This window comes from Legionella erythra (genome assembly GCF_001467615.1).
GTDB classification, from domain to species: Bacteria; Pseudomonadota; Gammaproteobacteria; order Legionellales; family Legionellaceae; genus Legionella_C; species Legionella_C erythra.
The window spans coordinates 179,641-195,621 of sequence record NZ_LNYA01000034.1; the positions used below are offsets into that span (position 1 = coordinate 179,641).

The following is a 15,981-nucleotide window of genomic DNA, read 5'->3' on the forward strand; positions in this document are numbered from 1 at the left end:
AAATTGGCCACTGGATAACAGTTAGGCAAGACGAGGTGAATAAAAATGTTTTAAACCAATAAATCCTTAGCAACATAATCAAGTCGTTCTCCATAAGGATCATCCGTTAAACAAAGCAGCCAAGACGCCGCGACTCGTAATTCCTTAGACAAGACCATGGCCTCCTCCGGCCCAGGACTTCTCGTACCCTGCTCCCAATTCCCAATCCTAGCAGCCCCTAATCCAGTCATCTCAGCCAAAACTTTAATCGTCAACCCATTCGCTTTTCTAGCCTGCGTAATCCTACTACCAATAATTTTTTTCATATTCATTTAGGTTCATTTGCTATCAAACGGAAATACCCCATTGACTCTAAAAAGCGCCTATTTACAATGGGTTATCAACAACACATTTCGTGTTATTGATTGATACTAATTGAAATCATTTGATAGTGCAAGTGCTGTTTTTAGCGGTGCTTATAAAGGATGAAATATAGAAATGGGATTTTTGTTTGTTAATACTGATGAATTATCTGCACTGATGGGATTGCCTTATATTCAGCAATCCGCCTATTTGCTAGGGATTCGTCCTTATATGGATCGTAATACCTTTCTGGTAGGTGTTAAGCGTAAAATCAGCTATCAACAGCTTGCTGAAGCCCTTTATGTTGAACCCCACCAAGGTTTTGAACATTCTGGTAGCCCAAGTCGTCCACAATTACGCCGTATCATCTATGCGCTTGAACGCGCTGGATTAGTGGAGATCAAATCTATTGGAAAACAACTCATTTTAAAATGCTTATTAGCCAATTCGGATTTGTCTGCTCAAAATAAACCCGACACAAACCCGACACATCAACCCGTCACAAACCAGAACGATAAAAACAATATTAAAACATCAAGTTACGACAAAAAATATCAAAAGCCCAGCACAGTTCAAAACACAAAACCCGACACACCTCATAACTCCAAAGATCGTTTTATTTTTTTAAAGCAGCAATTTGAAAAATTTTGGTCTCTTTATCCTTTAAAACAAGATCGAACTAAAGCCTGGCGTGAATTTGGTTATCTACAACCAGATGAACAGATGGTCGAACAAATACTAACTGGCCTGCAAGCCCAAATTAACAACCGTGAAGAAATGGAGTTCATCGGCGAGTGGCTACCGAACTGGAAATACCCAGCTACCTGGCTTTCACGCAAATGTTGGAACGATGAATTACTTACCTTAAAAACCCAAGAGGAGCAACAAAATGAAGCCAATCAAGTGCGTTTTCGAAAAAAATCAGCAACAGATATCCTTACTGAATCCTGCAAAGATGCAAACTTCGATTTCGACTTTGATGAACCATCAGACTCAGGAAACAACATCCTCTCATTCGACCACACCAGAGTACGATAAGCGAATGGATACGCTGTTTATGCGACTTGCAGCAATTTATGGATATCTGTGGGTCTCGACTTACAGCAACCCTAGTTTTCTCGAACTCTCAAAGCGTGAATGGTCAGAGAGCTTAAACGAGTTTGACAATCAAGTGCTGAAACTTGCTTTAGAACAAATAAAGAAGAAGCTAGCTGTTCCTCCTTGTCTGCCGATTTTTTATGAGTACTGCACCAACATTCAAAAAGGCATCCAAGCTCGTCAAGAAGCTCTTAAACAAAAAACTGAACCGCATGTCCGTACCGATCCCCAAGTCGTCCAAATTCATATCAACCAAATGAAAGACTACCTCTTTAAAGAAGCTAAGGAGAAAACATCATGCTAATTCTAATCCGCCGTATGGGCGAAGAAATTTACATTGATAAAGGCAGAATCAAAGTACTTCTGATCTCTGAAAATGAAGGACTAATCAAATTAGGTATAGACGCTCCAAAACATGTTGATGTTGAACGTAAAGAGGTCTTTATCCAAAAAGCAATGGAACAACATGCCCTGGCTCAAAAATTACGGGATAAATCCACAGAATCAGGAGTCAATAATGATTAGAAAATATCTATTTTGCGGTTTTGTTTTATGTAGTCTAAGTGGTCAGGCAGCTAATATAACCCAAGTCAGTCGCTATGCCACGGTCAACAATCAACCTTTGGCTGCTCAGATTAATCCATTGAAAACCGTTCAACAAATTCATTTTCCTGAATCCATACAGACTATTGGGGAAGCGGTGAATTACTGGCTTCGTTATTCAGGGTATCACCTTGCCCCCAAAGAAAAACAAAGCGAAAGCCTACAACAAGTATTTAAACAACCACTGCCGCAGGTTAGCAGAAATTTAGGCCCTTTAACGATTACAGACGGGCTGACGGTGTTGGTCGGTCAGCATCTATTCAATCTCAAGCAGGATGACCTGTTAAGAGAAGTCAATTTTAGTCTGATAGCAAGGAGAGCAGGATGAAAAAATATTTGGATGCCAAATGGCTTAGTCTTCTTTTGTTAAATGGATTGCTGGTTGTATTCGTTTGTGTAAAAAGCCAACCCTCTCTTGAGAACAATAAATTTAATACGCTGGATGAGCGATTAACCACCATACAAAAACAACTCAATCAACCTATTGAACAACCGGATTTCTCGCCTATCACCCAAAACCTAAAACAATTGGGAGCTTTCATTCAGCAACTACAAAACAAGGACGATTACCAAGTAGGTGAAATGTTTACGACTGAACAAATTGCTATTAAGAAACAACTTGAAGGCATTACTGATTTGTTGCGTCATCTGGATGAGAAAAAACAACCTGTCAAAATGCTTCCTGAAAGCCAACTGCCCTTTAAGGTCTTGAGTATAGATAGTATCCAAGAAGTTTCTGTTGCCTCTGCTTCCTACCATTATAAAACCCAAGCATTGGAAAAAGGCGATTCCTTAGCCGGATGGACTGTCTTTGAAATCGATTTTGCCAAGCAAACCATAGAATTTGAGAATAATGACAAAGCGCATGTGCTGGTTCATCTAAGTCAACAAGGGGTGAGTCATGCTTAAGCTGTCCACACTGACAATTGGACTATTCTTGGGACAACAGGCAATTGCCGGTTTGTATATCCCAGGTATTGTCACTCCACCTATGCAAAGTGCTGATAATGCCTTGACGAAAGCAGGTCTGGCTGAATTTCATGATGAAGTCATCGAAGGCAAAGATTTTCAACTTAACGACTTACAAAAGCAGGAAGCTAAAGCCTGGGGATTAAGTGAAGCAGAAGAAAAACGCTATCTGCAATTAATGCAAAGTAGAAGCGGTATTTACTACAAAGATCTGCGTATGACACCCGTTGATATTCTTGGACTAAATGCCAAGAATGATGCTGAACGGGCGCATTTCGCTGAACTTGCTGCTCTTCAAGAAGCCCAAAAGGTTGCGCAAAACATAGCCTGGAATAATGCCTTTTACAAAGCCTATAACCAACTCTTTAAAGATGTGCCTGTAGTCGGTGATTTTGATCCATCTCCTTACTCTCCCTATGCACATCAACCCATTCAATTAAAAGAGGGTGAATCGCTCTATTTCTTTATAAGACCAGATGACGCTGTAACCACTATTTTACTGCAACTGATCGATGCTATTAGCCATACACCAAATACAAGACTCAACCTGCTCTTTCTGGATATGGACAATAGCGCCATTCAACTTTGGGCTAACAAACATCAAATCCCTATCCATTTGGTTACCAATCAGCAAATCACACTGAACCCAGGAAGCCAACAATATGAAGGATTAAAACTAGACAAGAAACAAACACCTCTCCTCTTACTGGCCAATGGCAAAACCTCACAAATTGTCGATTTAGGGAGATTTTAATGATTAGGATTTTGCTATTGCTGTTAGTCACTTTAAACGTTCATAGCATGAACGTGATTCCTTTAACTCTGTCACAAAGTGATGCGTCTTTGAGACTTAATCTGTCTAGCCCGATAGGTGTACCAGCAAAAAGCAAAGCCACTGTAGGCAAAGTAAGCCATAAAAAATTGGATACAAATTTATTAAACATGGCCTTATTTGTCATAGGTGTGGATAAAGAATCCATCAAATGGTTAGAACAACATCAAGAGAAATTAAAATCCATGCAAGCTACAGGGTTCATCACCAATGTGAATGACTTTGAAACCATTGTAGCCTTGCAAGAAAAATTCAAATTGCCATTACTGCCCGTCAATGTTGATCCACTGCTGAATTATATCCATGAACAGCATTACCCCTTAATTATTGCTGAGGGGGCTGTATGGCAATAAAACAATATTCAAGACAAATGACCTTGCAATTAACATTGGTTCTCTTTCTGGGTTGGTTAGCGTTGATTATCTGGGCTGTAAGTCAATGGCTGCTTCATGGCTACCCATTTGCCTTTGATAAGGTCAATGTCCTCGTAAATACTCAAAGAGAAGCCATCACCCCTGTCTATCAAGGTTCACTACTGGCAACCCTACCCTTAGATGCTAAACCTAGCTGGACGTTAACCATTCCCTATTTAAACAAATTAGCCATTAACGACTTTGCAGCAGACTTACTCGAAAAATCGCAACAGTTTTTCCAACTGGTTTTATTAAGCAGTCAATGCCTGTTAATTAAACTCATCATTTTATTCGCTGCCATGCCTTTATTTGCCCTGACCATGGTTGCAGGTCTGGTTGATGGTCTTAACCAAAGAGCAATACGCACCGCTTGTTTAGGCCGTGAGTCATCTTATGTCTTCCACAGGCTTAATCACTATTTAAAAAAACTGCTGGTGATTTTACTCATGCTCTGGCTTGCCCTGCCTGTCAGCATCACTCCGGCTTATGTCTTTGTTCCTATCAGTTTATTGATGGGTTTAATGGTGGCCATGACGGCCAGTCGCTTTAAGAAGTATCTATAAGGAGAAACCATGAAACGATTACTTTGCCTGACCTTAATGATAATAAGCCTGCACAGCTGGGCGAATAACCCTGATTTAAATGAAACACTGGTGCGCATCATTAACCAGATTAACGCCATCATGCCCCTGCTTGATGAAGCACAAACACAGATAACACCCAATGCCCATATCCAATTACAAATTGAAGGATTTGAAGATGTCCAAGGCCAACATCATGCAGGCTTAAGAGAAGATTTACTGAATATTCGCAATGGCCTGATTGATTACATCAACCAACCCATCATTGCACCACGCAAGATCAAGTCCTTGGAAATGGACTTTGTGAGGAAACCCTAATGAGTAAAGACGAAATAGCCAGGATGTTTGCCACTACCTTTAAACAAGCAAGCAATAACATATCGGCACAAGTCTTTTCCGGAAGTATCCGCTTTATTGCCATTGCCCTGGTGATATTGGCGGTGATGTGGTCTGTCAACCACATGATGGACGCAGAGGAAAAACAACAACATGGATACTTACTGCGTCTGGGTTCTCGGCTCATCAGATTAGTGATTGGTCTGATGATCTTCATTCTGGTTTTATTTGTTAAGGAGACAACATGAAAACAATGCTTCGCTCTATCTACCTTGGTGCAATCAATCTCTTTTATGCCCCTGTGCTATTAGCAGACAACTGGTTCCCTAAAATTTCCGATGCGGACAACATCGGGGACGGCTCTAAAAGCATGATGACCGTGACAGGGAATTACGTCAAACAAGGTCTTGGTTTATTGCTCTTCATTACCGCGGTCGTAACGTTTATTAAATTCATAACCACAGTACAACACGGTATTGAAGAGTCCAAAAAGAACGAAGGATCCATGGTGGCCTTCGGTACTTTTGCCGTAATGGGCATCACCTATTTGGCCATTAGCATTGCTTCTGGTTATGTGGGTTACACCATGATTACCAAGTTCAAAATATAGGAGGTGAAACCATGAGTCAGCCTTCTTCGCGCCATCTATCACATGACTTCCCAGCCTGGAAAGGCTTAAGTCTTCGTGAATTGTTTTGGATTGTTATCACCACAACCCCAGCAACTACCCTGTTATTCATTCTCTTAGGGATAACGATTGGGTTTCCGCTGGCCTCTGGCTGCATCGGTTTTGTGATTGGATTCATTCTGTCTATTACCGTTTGGCCTAAAGGAATTTCCCGCATCAAAGCAGGCAAACCTTATGGTTATGTGATGAAGAAAACGATTCAGTGGATGGTGCGATTAAGGCTCAAACATTCACCTTGGATTCATTATCAGGGAAATTGGCAAAAGAATAAATCTGTTGGAGAGCCGTATGTTTAACTACTGGAAAAAAATCGACAGCTTACAACACCACAATCGTTTATTACTGGCTTTTGTCGGTGTGTTATCAATCATCGTCTTGGCATTAATTATTAACCTGATGACCATGCCTAAACACTATGAGTTCTGGCTTAGTCCTAATATGGCTGCTAATGGCGGTTTAATGAAAGCAAGCGAAATACCGAACGAATACGTGCAAGGATATGTGACCTCCCTAATGCCGACACTCTACAGCTGGTCTAATAAGGGCAAAGAAGAATTCAATCAAAACATTAAAGCCTTTCATTATTACTTCACACCACGCCATGAGCAGTTACTTCGTGAAACTCTGGCAGCTTATAAAAACGCTCAGCTCTTTGACCGTACTCAAGTAGCAAGCCTCTATCGCTTTATGGAACCGCAAGATATTAAAAAAATTGGTCCCGATACCTGGGAAGTCAAACTGATACTACGCATTACGCAAAGGCTCAAAGATAATTCTGCCATGGTCATTGCTGACAAAGTAGTGGCTTATCACCTTCGCGTGGTCAAACTCAACCTGTCACGTCTCCATAACCCTTTCCAATTAGCCCTGGATGGCTACACCCATCCTGAAGAACGTTTACAAGATTTACTGGCCGACACGGAGGAACACCATGAAACTCATTAAAATTAGCCTATTTGCCCTGGGCTTTGCTGTGATGCACTTAAGCTATGCCCTGCAAAGCGAACATCTGGTTTGGGAAAAAGTCCCTTTAACGATTGAGTTACCTATTAATAAAGAAAGGTTAGTTCAATTTCCCCAAGCTATTAAGGTTATTGATCAACAACTGAGTGCCAGCCTTGATATTCTGAAAGTCAAAGGCAGTTTGTATCTTAAAGCTAAGGAATCCTTCAAAGATTCTCGTTTAATTGTCCAATTATTGCCTGAAGGTGAAGTGGTTATTCTTAACCTTAATGCCAATGAAAAAGCAATCAACACCACGCCGATTGAAATTCTGATTGATGATCCCAAAACCAATCATAATGCAGGAGCCAGTCAGTATGAATACAACGCTATTCAATTAACCCGCTTTGCCATTCAAGCCTTGTATTCACCTGAGCGTGTCAGAGAAATTCCAGAAGGAATTTATCGCTCACCCATGCAAACTAATAAAACCATCCCTTTGTTTTACGGTGCAAGTATTGAAGCTCATCCCCTGGCTTCATGGCGTGGAGGCAATCTCTATGTCACCGCAGTCGATTTAAAAAACTTGCTCAATAAGCCTGTGAAGCTGCAATTCACCAAACTTATGGGGCATTGGCAAACCGCCAGCTTTTACCCTAGAAGCGAACTGCCACCAGGCAATCAACATGAAAGCACCACTGTCATTTTAGTCTCTGATCAACCTTTTGCAGCAGCACTCACTCAACATGCGAGGTATAGCCGATGAATAAAAATAAAGGCATTAAAATTCTGGCAGGCTCAGTGGTCTTTGCGGTCATTATGATTCTTATCAATAGCCGACATAGCTCACCCGCAAGCGATAACACACCCAACCCTAATAATTTTGGTGAAGCTATAGCAAGCCAATTCAATGACAATATTCGTGATGTTTCCGCTCGGTTATTAGAAACAGAAAAGAAATTAGAACAAATGCACAAAGAGAATAAATCGCTACAAAAACAATTAAAACAACCTAAACAAGAAGTGGGTTTTGCACTGCAAGATGAACTGAACGCATTAAAGGAAAAATTTGCATCACTCACTGAGCACCAAACCCAATCTTACCCCATGGAAGGCAATCAAGCCCCTGTTTCCGGTCAAATTAAAGACTTGGATACCTTGCTGGATAAGGCTCCGTCAGAAAGCAAAATTTTCACCGAACATGACAACTCAACCAAGGAAGAAGCGCCTACTAAAACGCCCTTTTATACCATTCCAGCGGGCAGTGATTTCAGCAAAGTAACGCTCTTATCAGCTTTAATCGGCGAAGTACCTGTTGAGGGCAAACTCATGCAGCCTTTATTTCCCTTCACAGCAATTGTCAGTCGAGGGGATTTAATGACAGCTAATGGGATGCAACTGCCAGAAGAAATCACTGGTATGAAAATCAGCGGTTATTCGATTGGCGTTGGTTCCTTTCTCGATAATATCAGCTGTGTCCGCGCCTATATCACCTCAGCCTTATTTGTCTTTGAGGATGGGCATTTTGTGAGTATCGGCCAGGAACAAATGAAAAGCTCCGCAGAGCTGGTGAATAACGACAGCATTGGTTATCTAACCACGCAATTCGGCAACCCCTGCATCAAAGGACAGTACATTACCAATGCCCCTAGAGTATTAACAGCCTTCATGGCAGCTGGCGGTATTCAAGGTGCAGGAAATGCTCTATCTAAATGGCAAATGAGCTATCAAGCCGAGGGCGGTTCTGCCATTGCCACACCTACAGGCGACTTAGCGCACTTTGCGGCTGGTGGCGCAATCAACGAAGGCAGTCAAAAGATTACTGACTGGCTTGAGAAAAGAATCCAGGGCAGCTTCGATATGGTCTTTGTTCCTGCCAGTATCCGCAGCCATTCAGGATTTGTCCCTAATCAACTCAGTTTACATTTCAGCCAAACCATAGCCATTGATAAAGAACACCAAGGGAGGGTATTAGATTATGGTTACCATCAACAAAAAAACTTTGACACTGCTTTGCGCTAGTCTGGCATTAAGCGCTTGTTCCACTGCTAGGATGTCGCAAAACGCTATTCCTGAGCAGGGCTTAACGGTCAGCCAGTTGTATCAGCAGAGCCTACAACAACCAATACAAAAGCCTGTTTACCAGCAGGCACGTTTTGATGATTCGGGTGAAGAGTTTAAACAACTCCCTAACCACGAAGTGCCTATCCATGTTTTTGCTCATGTAGCGCAATTGGGTGATGAACAAATCATAAAGCCTGCCTACACGACACGCTTTTTCCTTTACAAGCAAAACCAGTATGCCTTGGCATCAGAACTGTATTAAGGAGACATGATGAAACGATTATCTAACTGGTTGCTTGGGGAAATGAATCCCCAAGCCATAAAGGAACAAACCGTTAAAAAGCGTTACGCCAATCCTTTACCCTCTTTTGCCGATAGACTGGCTATTGTTGATTTTAATGAACAAGAGCAGGTCTTTTTATTTGCTGATGGTAAAAGTTTAGGTTCGGGGTTTGAATTAGGCGACATTCAAGCAGAAGCCGCTTCCCCTGAATATTTACAAGCCGTATTTAATAAAATTCGGGATACCTTTGCATCGGTAGTCCCACTTCATGTCGTTGATCCTTGGGTCATGCAGATGTTTGTTCAAGACGAATATTGCCTTGATCCCGTTATCACTCATATTAAAACCCAAATCCCGCAACAATTTAGAGAAAGTCCATTAACGCAAGATTATTTAGAACGCCTGCACGATCTCTACAATAAGATGACCCGACCCGAAGGCTTATTTATTGATCCAAAAACAGGCGCGCCTTACCGTGGACGAAGACGAAGAATCAGAGTTTTGTTTTATAGACAATTACATCAAACCACCTTGCCACGAGAGCAAATTCTTCTCGAACATCAAGAAGTCATTAGTCAGATTGAAACAAAACTGCGTTCACCAGGTTTGGAAATTAAACGCCTCAAAGGCCAAGATTATTACCAGTGGTGGATACGTTGGTTTAATCCCAAATCAGCTGACGCGATATTAGAACAATACCCTTATCCTAATCCTATACCAGCAGGTTTTAATCTAGCGCAAAATATATTCTTTACGCCACCTGAAAGCGACGAACAAGGATTCATCTTTGAAGGAATGAAACAAAGAATTCTATATGTGGATGGATTAAAAGAAGCGCCTATCATTGGTTTAGTCTCACGAGAAAGACAACAAGCCAATCCCAAGCACCGATACGCACTTTTAGACACCTTGCCAGAAGGAAGCATCTACACAATCCAAGTCGTCTTTAGTCATGATGAAAATCTTGATTCGCATTTAACGCGATTGGAAAAAGGAATTGTAGGAACCAGTCTAAAACCGCAAGAAGTCAGAGATGATATTAGAACAGCCCGTAATGAGTTAAGTACTGGCAATCGGCTGTTTTGGGTTAATCAGGCCGTTTTTTATCAAGCCGAAGATGAGCAACAAGCTCAAATCATAGAAAAAAATCTGCACACAATTTTCAATGATGCCAAAATGCCCTTGATTCATTCCAGCTATGATCTCCATCCTCTAAATTCCTGGCTCAATGCCTTGCCGTTTAATTTTGATCCTCACTATGCTCGTAAATACTTATGCTTTGACCGCCTTATGTATGCCACTGAACTAGCAGCCCTACTTCCGGTTTATGGCCGTAACCAAGGAGCGAGGCATTTACCTTGTTTCCCCTTTTTCAATCGTTTGGGTGAACCTGTTTTCTTTGACTTACTGCATCATGATTTTGTTAGCCAAAATTCTCATTGCGCTATTTTTGCAAACTCTGGTGGTGGCAAGTCGGTTTTAACGGGTTGGATGATTCAATCTTTATTAGCCATGAAAAATGCCCGAGTAGTGCTCTTTGAAATGGGAAACTCTTTTGACAGGATACTCATTCATGCCAAAGCGCACGGTAAAAAGACCAAACAGTTATTACTGAGTAATAAGAAAGATGAAGCAGTTCCATTAAATCCATTTTGTGAAGCATATAAAGCTATTCCTGAAATCACGGATAATTTAAGTACTGAGCAGGCTACCTTAATTGCTCAAAAAATTATGGAATTAAAGAGTAACCTCCAAGAACCCGCTAATTCAGAGGACGTGGTCTGTGGTGATGGTCACCGTTCCTATCTGGCCGAGCTAGCCTTAGCTTTACGTACCATGATTACTGAGGCCAATGCTTTGGAAGAAGAACAATTTACCTTGGCTGATGAAACGTTATTAATCGAAGTGTTAAGTGATGCGATTTTAATGTCCTTTAACAATGACATACCGCAAATGCTCACTGAGCATATCGTAAGTGCTTTTAAACGACGACTGGATAGAGAAACGGTTGCTCGCAAAAAAGACCGCATCCTTGATATGCACGACAGATTGAACAGTTATGTCATTAACAGCGCCAAATCTCGCTTTTTTAATGTGCCGACAGAACCCTTAGGCGATTTTGATATTTTTCATATTGATATTTCAGCCATTAAGGATGATACCGGAAAACTGGCCTTGGTTATGGTGTCCTTGCTACCGAGAATATTAGCTATGGCAGAAGCCACTCAGAACGATAACAGACCAACCTTTCTCTTTATTGATGAATCCCATTTGCAATTTCAAATCCCCTCTGTTGTGACCGTATGTTTACTGGTTGCCAAAGTGGCAAGAAAGCTTGGGCTTTGGCTAGTTGCTATTACCCAAAACGTCACAGACATGAATTCAGAAAAGGCCACCAAAATTTTATCGTTGATTGAAACCTGGATTTTATTGGGGCTAGATGAAAAAGAAATCACTGACGTAAAACGCTTTAAATCCTTAACACCACAACAAGAAACCTTAATCAGAGATATTGATTCGCAAAAAGGCTTGTATGCAGAAGCGGTTTTATTAGGGTCACGTTATCAGGGATTGTTTCGTGTCATTCCACCTCGCTACCTGCTTGCCCTGTTAATGACTGAAAAATCAGAAAAAGCTCAACGCCACCTCCTGGAGAAAGAACATGATGTCCTTGAAGCTGCTGAAATCATGGCTAAAAAACTCGAACAACCTAAAACGGCTACTCACAATAGGACTTATTTTTATGACTAAATTGTCCTTTGCCTTAGAAAGCACAAGTCCGCCTCACCCTGTGAACACCTTCACCATAGCCACACGGGTCTTGCAAAAACTATTTCAAAACAGCCATTACAAAGTGATTGGATCTTGCACATGGACTGTAGGTCGTCTACCACCAAGGCTTGAAGTCACGCCTGCGATTGAGCAGTTCTTGCCTGATTTAATCATTACCGTCAGCAATAAACCAGAAGAAAATCCCTGGCTTGAAGCACGAACGCTTTATGAAAATAAAGCAGCAAGAACACTGTATCAACAAGCCTATAAAGCTGCGACTGGATCTGAATTAGGATTTGGCAATGACAGCGGACAAACCACTGATCAGCATATCAATGATGAACGCACCCGAATCGTTGATGTTATTGGCAGCCCTGCTGCTTTCTATCGTATTCCCTACCTGTCACATAGATCTGAAACAGGTTTTGGCGTTCCTTATTATCTTGCCGAAGCCGATGCACTCATGGACAGAACAGAAGCAGCTGAGTTGTTGTATATGGGAACTCATCCTCACCTATTAATTAACCATGACATTGGCACATTCACCCAAAATTGGGGTTCTGAAATTCCAAGATTAATGCGAGTGACTCAGCCCTACAACTATAGAGCCTCAGTTGTTGCAGCCATGCACGCAGTGGATATCGTCACCAATAAAAATCCCCTACATGTCACTAAATCAACCCGCAATTCTTGCGGGAAAAACTGTGTAGTGGCTAATGCCATTTATGACCCAAAAAACACAAAAGTCATCTGGCAGGAAATCTATCCCATTAACCGAAATATTCATCCAGGCGAGGCACAGGACTTTGGTACAGAGGATGAAAAAGCCGGAAATGGCAATTATGTCTTTGTCCTCTGGCGTAAATACCGCGGCTGTATTCAGCACAAAGGCAAACTCGTGAATTTTTTAACCTTTCCCAAAGTAGAACAACCTCAAAAACGATAGGACGATGCCATGAAGAAATCGCTACTGCTTAGTTTACTAATCCCCTCACTAATCCATGCTGGCAGCTTTATGCCCAGCCAATCTGATTACTATTATGAATTAGGAGGAACATCCAATTTATTTATTCCACCAGTCAATAAAGATCAAACACTGGTTATTGGTGCAGATATCGATGGCCGTATGGGCTTTTCCTGTAGCGGTTTTAATCCTGTGGTATCCATTACCAATACTTTTCAGGATTTAAAGAAATCAGCCTTAAATATCCCTGGCGGTGTAATTGATAATTTGAAAGGCTCTGTTGCTGGATTTCCACTTTATAAGCTACAACAGTCCATGCCTGCTTTATACAATGTTCTACAAAATGCTGCATCTAGCGCACAAAATGAATTTACTCTCAAAGTTAAAGATTGTCAGGAAGTCAAACAAGCACTGGAACAAAACCAATCTCCTATGGAAGGCATCTTATCAGTATCAGATAGTCAGGGATGGCTCGATGCTGCCAAACGGGCTAAGAAGGAAAACGTCGATGTAACCGAAACGTCAAAAAGTATTGCCCAAAAACGAGATGAGTACGGTCTACCCTGGATAGGCAGCGATAAAGGTAATGCTGGCGGTAAATTCCAACGCCCCATTAAGGTGATTAATGATGTAGTCATTGCTGGGTACAACATTCTTTTGGAGAGAAAACCTTTAAATTCCTTGGAGAAACCAAGTACCAAAATCCCTATGACACTAAGCTGGCCAACGCCCACTGATGCTGCCAATTGGGCAGTTAAGGTTCTGGGTGATATTCAAGTAAGCAGCAGTGAAAACAAACAAAATCACGATGCAAAAGCAGGAATAGGCTTATCAGCTTTATTGCAAAGCTGTGCGAACGCTAATACCTGTAGTCAGAACATTGCCAAAGCCTTATGGAATTTAGTCAATGGTACCTGGACACTGACCGAAGAAAATCTGCATAAAGTCAGTGCCTCCAATTTACTGATTACTGATGAAGTCATTATCACAATTCAACATTTACCTCGTGAAGAACAGATGCTCACTGTCTCGAAGTTAGCTGAGGAAATTGCTGTCCAAAATATGTTGGATAAAGCCTTAATGATGCGTCGTATATTACAAGCAGGACTGCAAGTGCAAGAAGTACAAAATCTAAAGCCTGCTATGAACATGGTCCTTTTTGCACTGAAAAAATTGGATGATGACATTCACTCATTGTCATTTGAAAACGATGTCCGCAAAAAAATGATGAACGAAACTTTGGGAACCATTATGGACATTCGCCATCAAGCACAAAGCCAAAATATCCCAGGCCAGGATCATGAACAGCCAGCTGTAAAAAATGGTGCAATCTACGTCAAAGAAAATAAGGGAGCTTAATTATGATTGTCTTTAACCCTTTATCTCTCTACACAACCTATCTAGGCTGGCAACAGTATGAGGTTCTATTTAACGCCCTGTGGCAAACAGGGCTGTTATATCTTGGCTTTTTGGCCATTGGTTATCGCTTTCTTAAAAATGTGCTTAATCCAGCTGGGGCTTTCTATGCGGTTGAACATGCTTTAAATAATTTCCTGTATGAATTGGCAGTCACTTTCCTCATATGCAGCTTATTTGTCTATCCTTGCGTACCATTGGAAACTAAAGCCCTGCAATTTAAACCCTTATGTGGACTAAAAAACCCGACGACTGCAGTCATTGGCGACAGTGGAACAACTTATGATGAAGCCTTTGCGGATCTACTGACTAACCAGGTCAAAATACCTATAGGCTTTGCCATCATCCAGAATTTTATGTCGAGCTTTACCTACAGCCTTATGAAAGTAACGGGTTGCACCGATAGTTTGCAATCCATTCAAGGCGATTTGGTATCAACCTATCTACCCCAGAGCGTTCGCAAACAAGCATTGGATTTTCATAGACAATGTTTTATTGAAGCAAGAACTCAATTCAATAGTGAAAAGCATGAAGCAAGTGAATTAGACCCTATGCTCAAACGCTATGGTGGTGAAGATGATTTAAACTGGATGGGTTCTAAAATCCTGCAAAAGATGTATTACAGCAAACTTCATGCACGCCAACCCGTGCCAGGATTTACCTTTCATCAAGCCCCTAATCGCAATCTTGAAAAAGCAGCTAATCGTGGCGATATTCCACCCGAACGATTGCCAGAAGATGGTTATCCCAGTTGTCAGCAATGGTGGAACAAAATCAAAACCGACTTGGTTGAAGTCTCTAATCAGGCCAGTGTTTTTAATAAACATCTAAACTACTACGCTATGCTGGATAGGGTTCGTCAGTATAAAGTGAAACACCCCAAAGCCTGGAAGGCGGACATCAGCGCAGAAGATTTTATTGCCAAGATGCTCTTGCAAGAAAGCAGAGACATGCAGACCAGTTCAGTACAAAACCTCATGGATAACAACAATGGAAAAGTCGCATCTGCCATTACCCATAGCCTGGTCAATGTCGGACAATGGACAAAATCCTGGACATCAACCCCATTGAAACGAGAATCCATTATGCAAACCCTGCCCGTCATGCAGGCGTTTTTCATGTTCTTTTTAATTATCTTAACACCAATGGTATTGTCTCTAAGTTGTTATAGTCCAAGAGCATTAGGCAGCTTGTGCGCCTTGTTTGTTATGGCTATCTTTCTTCAATACCTCTGGCATTTGGTCGGATTTCTCGAACGCTCCGTACTTGATCCATTAGGTGAAAACGATGCAATTTCGGCTATGAAGAATATGGCTGTGATGTTTTACTTCGTTGCACCTGTTTTGTTACTTAGATTATCTAGTCATTTTGGTGGTGACGCTGGTGCAGGCCTTATGGATTTAGTCAGCGGTTCTGAACGTCATAGCGACAACGTAAGTCAGTCTGGTATGCAGGTAGCTAAAACAGGAATTAAAGTGATATCAGGAGGTCTTCGATGAAGGCCTTATTTAGACTCAATGGATTCATTGTATTCACGAATACTAATCAAACCCTTATCAAACTTTTCTTGAGCCTCATAAACAGTCAAGTAGCGTTTAGCAGGTTTATCCTCAGCCACACCAACAAGGGCATCAAGAACCACTGCCAACAAACGAAATACCTTTCTCATTTGGAGCTA

Annotated in this window: 22 protein-coding genes; 20 read left to right on the top strand and 2 right to left on the bottom strand. The window is 41.4% G+C overall.

The window, feature by feature from the left end:
• Positions 1-50: 50 nt before the first annotated feature.
• Entirely contained in the window at positions 51-311 is a 261-nt protein-coding gene (locus Lery_RS12040) for a helix-turn-helix domain-containing protein (RefSeq protein WP_029345736.1), read from the bottom strand.
• Positions 312-477: 166 nt separating this feature from the next.
• Here Lery_RS12040 and Lery_RS12045 point away from each other — a divergent pair, with 166 nt between their 5' ends.
• The 20 genes from Lery_RS12045 to Lery_RS12140 are packed head-to-tail and all read left to right on the top strand — an operon-like array spanning position 478 to position 15,802.
• Positions 478-1,380 (top strand): hypothetical protein, encoded by a 903-nt coding sequence (locus tag Lery_RS12045; RefSeq protein ID WP_058527493.1) that lies wholly within the window; start codon positions 478-480, stop codon positions 1,378-1,380.
• 4 nt (positions 1,381-1,384) lie between these two features.
• The gene (locus tag Lery_RS12050) at positions 1,385-1,744 is read left to right on the top strand and encodes a hypothetical protein (RefSeq protein ID WP_080445614.1); all 360 of its coding nucleotides are present in this window, start codon (positions 1,385-1,387) and stop codon (positions 1,742-1,744) included.
• Positions 1,738-1,965 (top strand): carbon storage regulator, encoded by a 228-nt coding sequence (locus tag Lery_RS12055; protein ID WP_058527494.1) that lies wholly within the window; start codon positions 1,738-1,740, stop codon positions 1,963-1,965. Before Lery_RS12050 ends, Lery_RS12055 begins: the two co-directional genes overlap by 7 nt.
• Positions 1,958-2,371 carry a PFGI-1 class ICE element type IV pilus protein PilL2 gene (gene pilL2 / locus Lery_RS12060; RefSeq protein WP_058527495.1) on the top strand — a complete coding sequence of 138 codons (414 nt, stop codon included), beginning with the start codon at positions 1,958-1,960 and terminating at the stop codon, positions 2,369-2,371. The genes Lery_RS12055 and pilL2 overlap by 8 nt, the downstream gene beginning before the upstream one ends.
• Positions 2,368-2,952 carry a hypothetical protein gene (locus tag Lery_RS12065; RefSeq protein WP_058527496.1) on the top strand — a complete coding sequence of 195 codons (585 nt, stop codon included), beginning with the start codon at positions 2,368-2,370 and terminating at the stop codon, positions 2,950-2,952. The genes pilL2 and Lery_RS12065 overlap by 4 nt, the downstream gene beginning before the upstream one ends.
• Positions 2,945-3,766: a TIGR03759 family integrating conjugative element protein gene (locus Lery_RS12070; RefSeq protein WP_058527497.1), complete on the top strand. Its 822-nt coding sequence runs from the start codon at positions 2,945-2,947 to the stop codon at positions 3,764-3,766. The genes Lery_RS12065 and Lery_RS12070 overlap by 8 nt, the downstream gene beginning before the upstream one ends.
• On the top strand, positions 3,766-4,197 hold the full coding sequence (locus tag Lery_RS12075; RefSeq protein ID WP_058527498.1) for an integrating conjugative element protein: 432 nt from the start codon (positions 3,766-3,768) through the stop codon (positions 4,195-4,197). The genes Lery_RS12070 and Lery_RS12075 overlap by 1 nt, the downstream gene beginning before the upstream one ends.
• Positions 4,188-4,820 carry a TIGR03747 family integrating conjugative element membrane protein gene (locus Lery_RS12080; RefSeq protein ID WP_058527499.1) on the top strand — a complete coding sequence of 211 codons (633 nt, stop codon included), beginning with the start codon at positions 4,188-4,190 and terminating at the stop codon, positions 4,818-4,820. Before Lery_RS12075 ends, Lery_RS12080 begins: the two co-directional genes overlap by 10 nt.
• A 9-nt stretch (positions 4,821-4,829) precedes the next feature.
• A complete protein-coding gene (locus Lery_RS12085) occupies positions 4,830-5,156 on the top strand; it encodes an RAQPRD family integrative conjugative element protein (protein ID WP_058527500.1) in 327 nt (108 codons plus the stop codon).
• The gene (locus Lery_RS12090; RefSeq protein ID WP_010652870.1) at positions 5,156-5,422 is read left to right on the top strand and encodes a hypothetical protein; all 267 of its coding nucleotides are present in this window, start codon (positions 5,156-5,158) and stop codon (positions 5,420-5,422) included. The genes Lery_RS12085 and Lery_RS12090 overlap by 1 nt, the downstream gene beginning before the upstream one ends.
• Complete coding sequence (locus Lery_RS12095) at positions 5,419-5,784, top strand: hypothetical protein (RefSeq protein ID WP_058527501.1); 366 nt, start codon at positions 5,419-5,421, stop codon at positions 5,782-5,784. The genes Lery_RS12090 and Lery_RS12095 overlap by 4 nt, the downstream gene beginning before the upstream one ends.
• Positions 5,785-5,795: 11 nt before the next feature.
• A complete protein-coding gene (locus tag Lery_RS12100) occupies positions 5,796-6,158 on the top strand; it encodes a TIGR03750 family conjugal transfer protein (RefSeq protein WP_058527502.1) in 363 nt (120 codons plus the stop codon).
• Positions 6,151-6,807, top strand: coding sequence for a TIGR03746 family integrating conjugative element protein (locus tag Lery_RS12105; RefSeq protein ID WP_058527503.1), 657 nt, complete (start codon positions 6,151-6,153; stop codon positions 6,805-6,807). Before Lery_RS12100 ends, Lery_RS12105 begins: the two co-directional genes overlap by 8 nt.
• A complete protein-coding gene (locus Lery_RS12110) occupies positions 6,794-7,570 on the top strand; it encodes a TIGR03749 family integrating conjugative element protein (protein ID WP_058527504.1) in 777 nt (258 codons plus the stop codon). The genes Lery_RS12105 and Lery_RS12110 overlap by 14 nt, the downstream gene beginning before the upstream one ends.
• Entirely contained in the window at positions 7,567-8,826 is a 1,260-nt protein-coding gene (locus Lery_RS12115) for a TIGR03752 family integrating conjugative element protein (RefSeq protein ID WP_058527505.1), read from the top strand. The genes Lery_RS12110 and Lery_RS12115 overlap by 4 nt, the downstream gene beginning before the upstream one ends.
• Positions 8,783-9,130 (top strand): TIGR03751 family conjugal transfer lipoprotein, encoded by a 348-nt coding sequence (locus tag Lery_RS12120; RefSeq protein ID WP_029345718.1) that lies wholly within the window; start codon positions 8,783-8,785, stop codon positions 9,128-9,130. Before Lery_RS12115 ends, Lery_RS12120 begins: the two co-directional genes overlap by 44 nt.
• A 9-nt stretch (positions 9,131-9,139) precedes the next feature.
• Positions 9,140-11,902 (top strand): conjugative transfer ATPase, encoded by a 2,763-nt coding sequence (locus tag Lery_RS12125; RefSeq protein WP_058527506.1) that lies wholly within the window; start codon positions 9,140-9,142, stop codon positions 11,900-11,902.
• Complete coding sequence (locus Lery_RS12130) at positions 11,895-12,869, top strand: TIGR03756 family integrating conjugative element protein (protein WP_058527507.1); 975 nt, start codon at positions 11,895-11,897, stop codon at positions 12,867-12,869. The genes Lery_RS12125 and Lery_RS12130 overlap by 8 nt, the downstream gene beginning before the upstream one ends.
• A gap of 9 nt (positions 12,870-12,878) precedes the next feature.
• Complete coding sequence (locus Lery_RS12135; protein WP_058527508.1) at positions 12,879-14,246, top strand: integrating conjugative element protein; 1,368 nt, start codon at positions 12,879-12,881, stop codon at positions 14,244-14,246.
• 2 nt (positions 14,247-14,248) lie between these two features.
• Positions 14,249-15,802, top strand: a complete 1,554-nt coding sequence (locus tag Lery_RS12140) for a conjugal transfer protein TraG N-terminal domain-containing protein (RefSeq protein WP_058527509.1) — start codon at positions 14,249-14,251, stop codon at positions 15,800-15,802.
• 5 nt (positions 15,803-15,807) lie between these two features.
• Here Lery_RS12140 and Lery_RS15495 read toward each other — a convergent pair whose 3' ends face one another.
• Positions 15,808-15,972, bottom strand: coding sequence for a hypothetical protein (locus Lery_RS15495; protein WP_080272202.1), 165 nt, complete (start codon positions 15,970-15,972; stop codon positions 15,808-15,810).
• Positions 15,973-15,981: the final 9 nt, after the last annotated feature.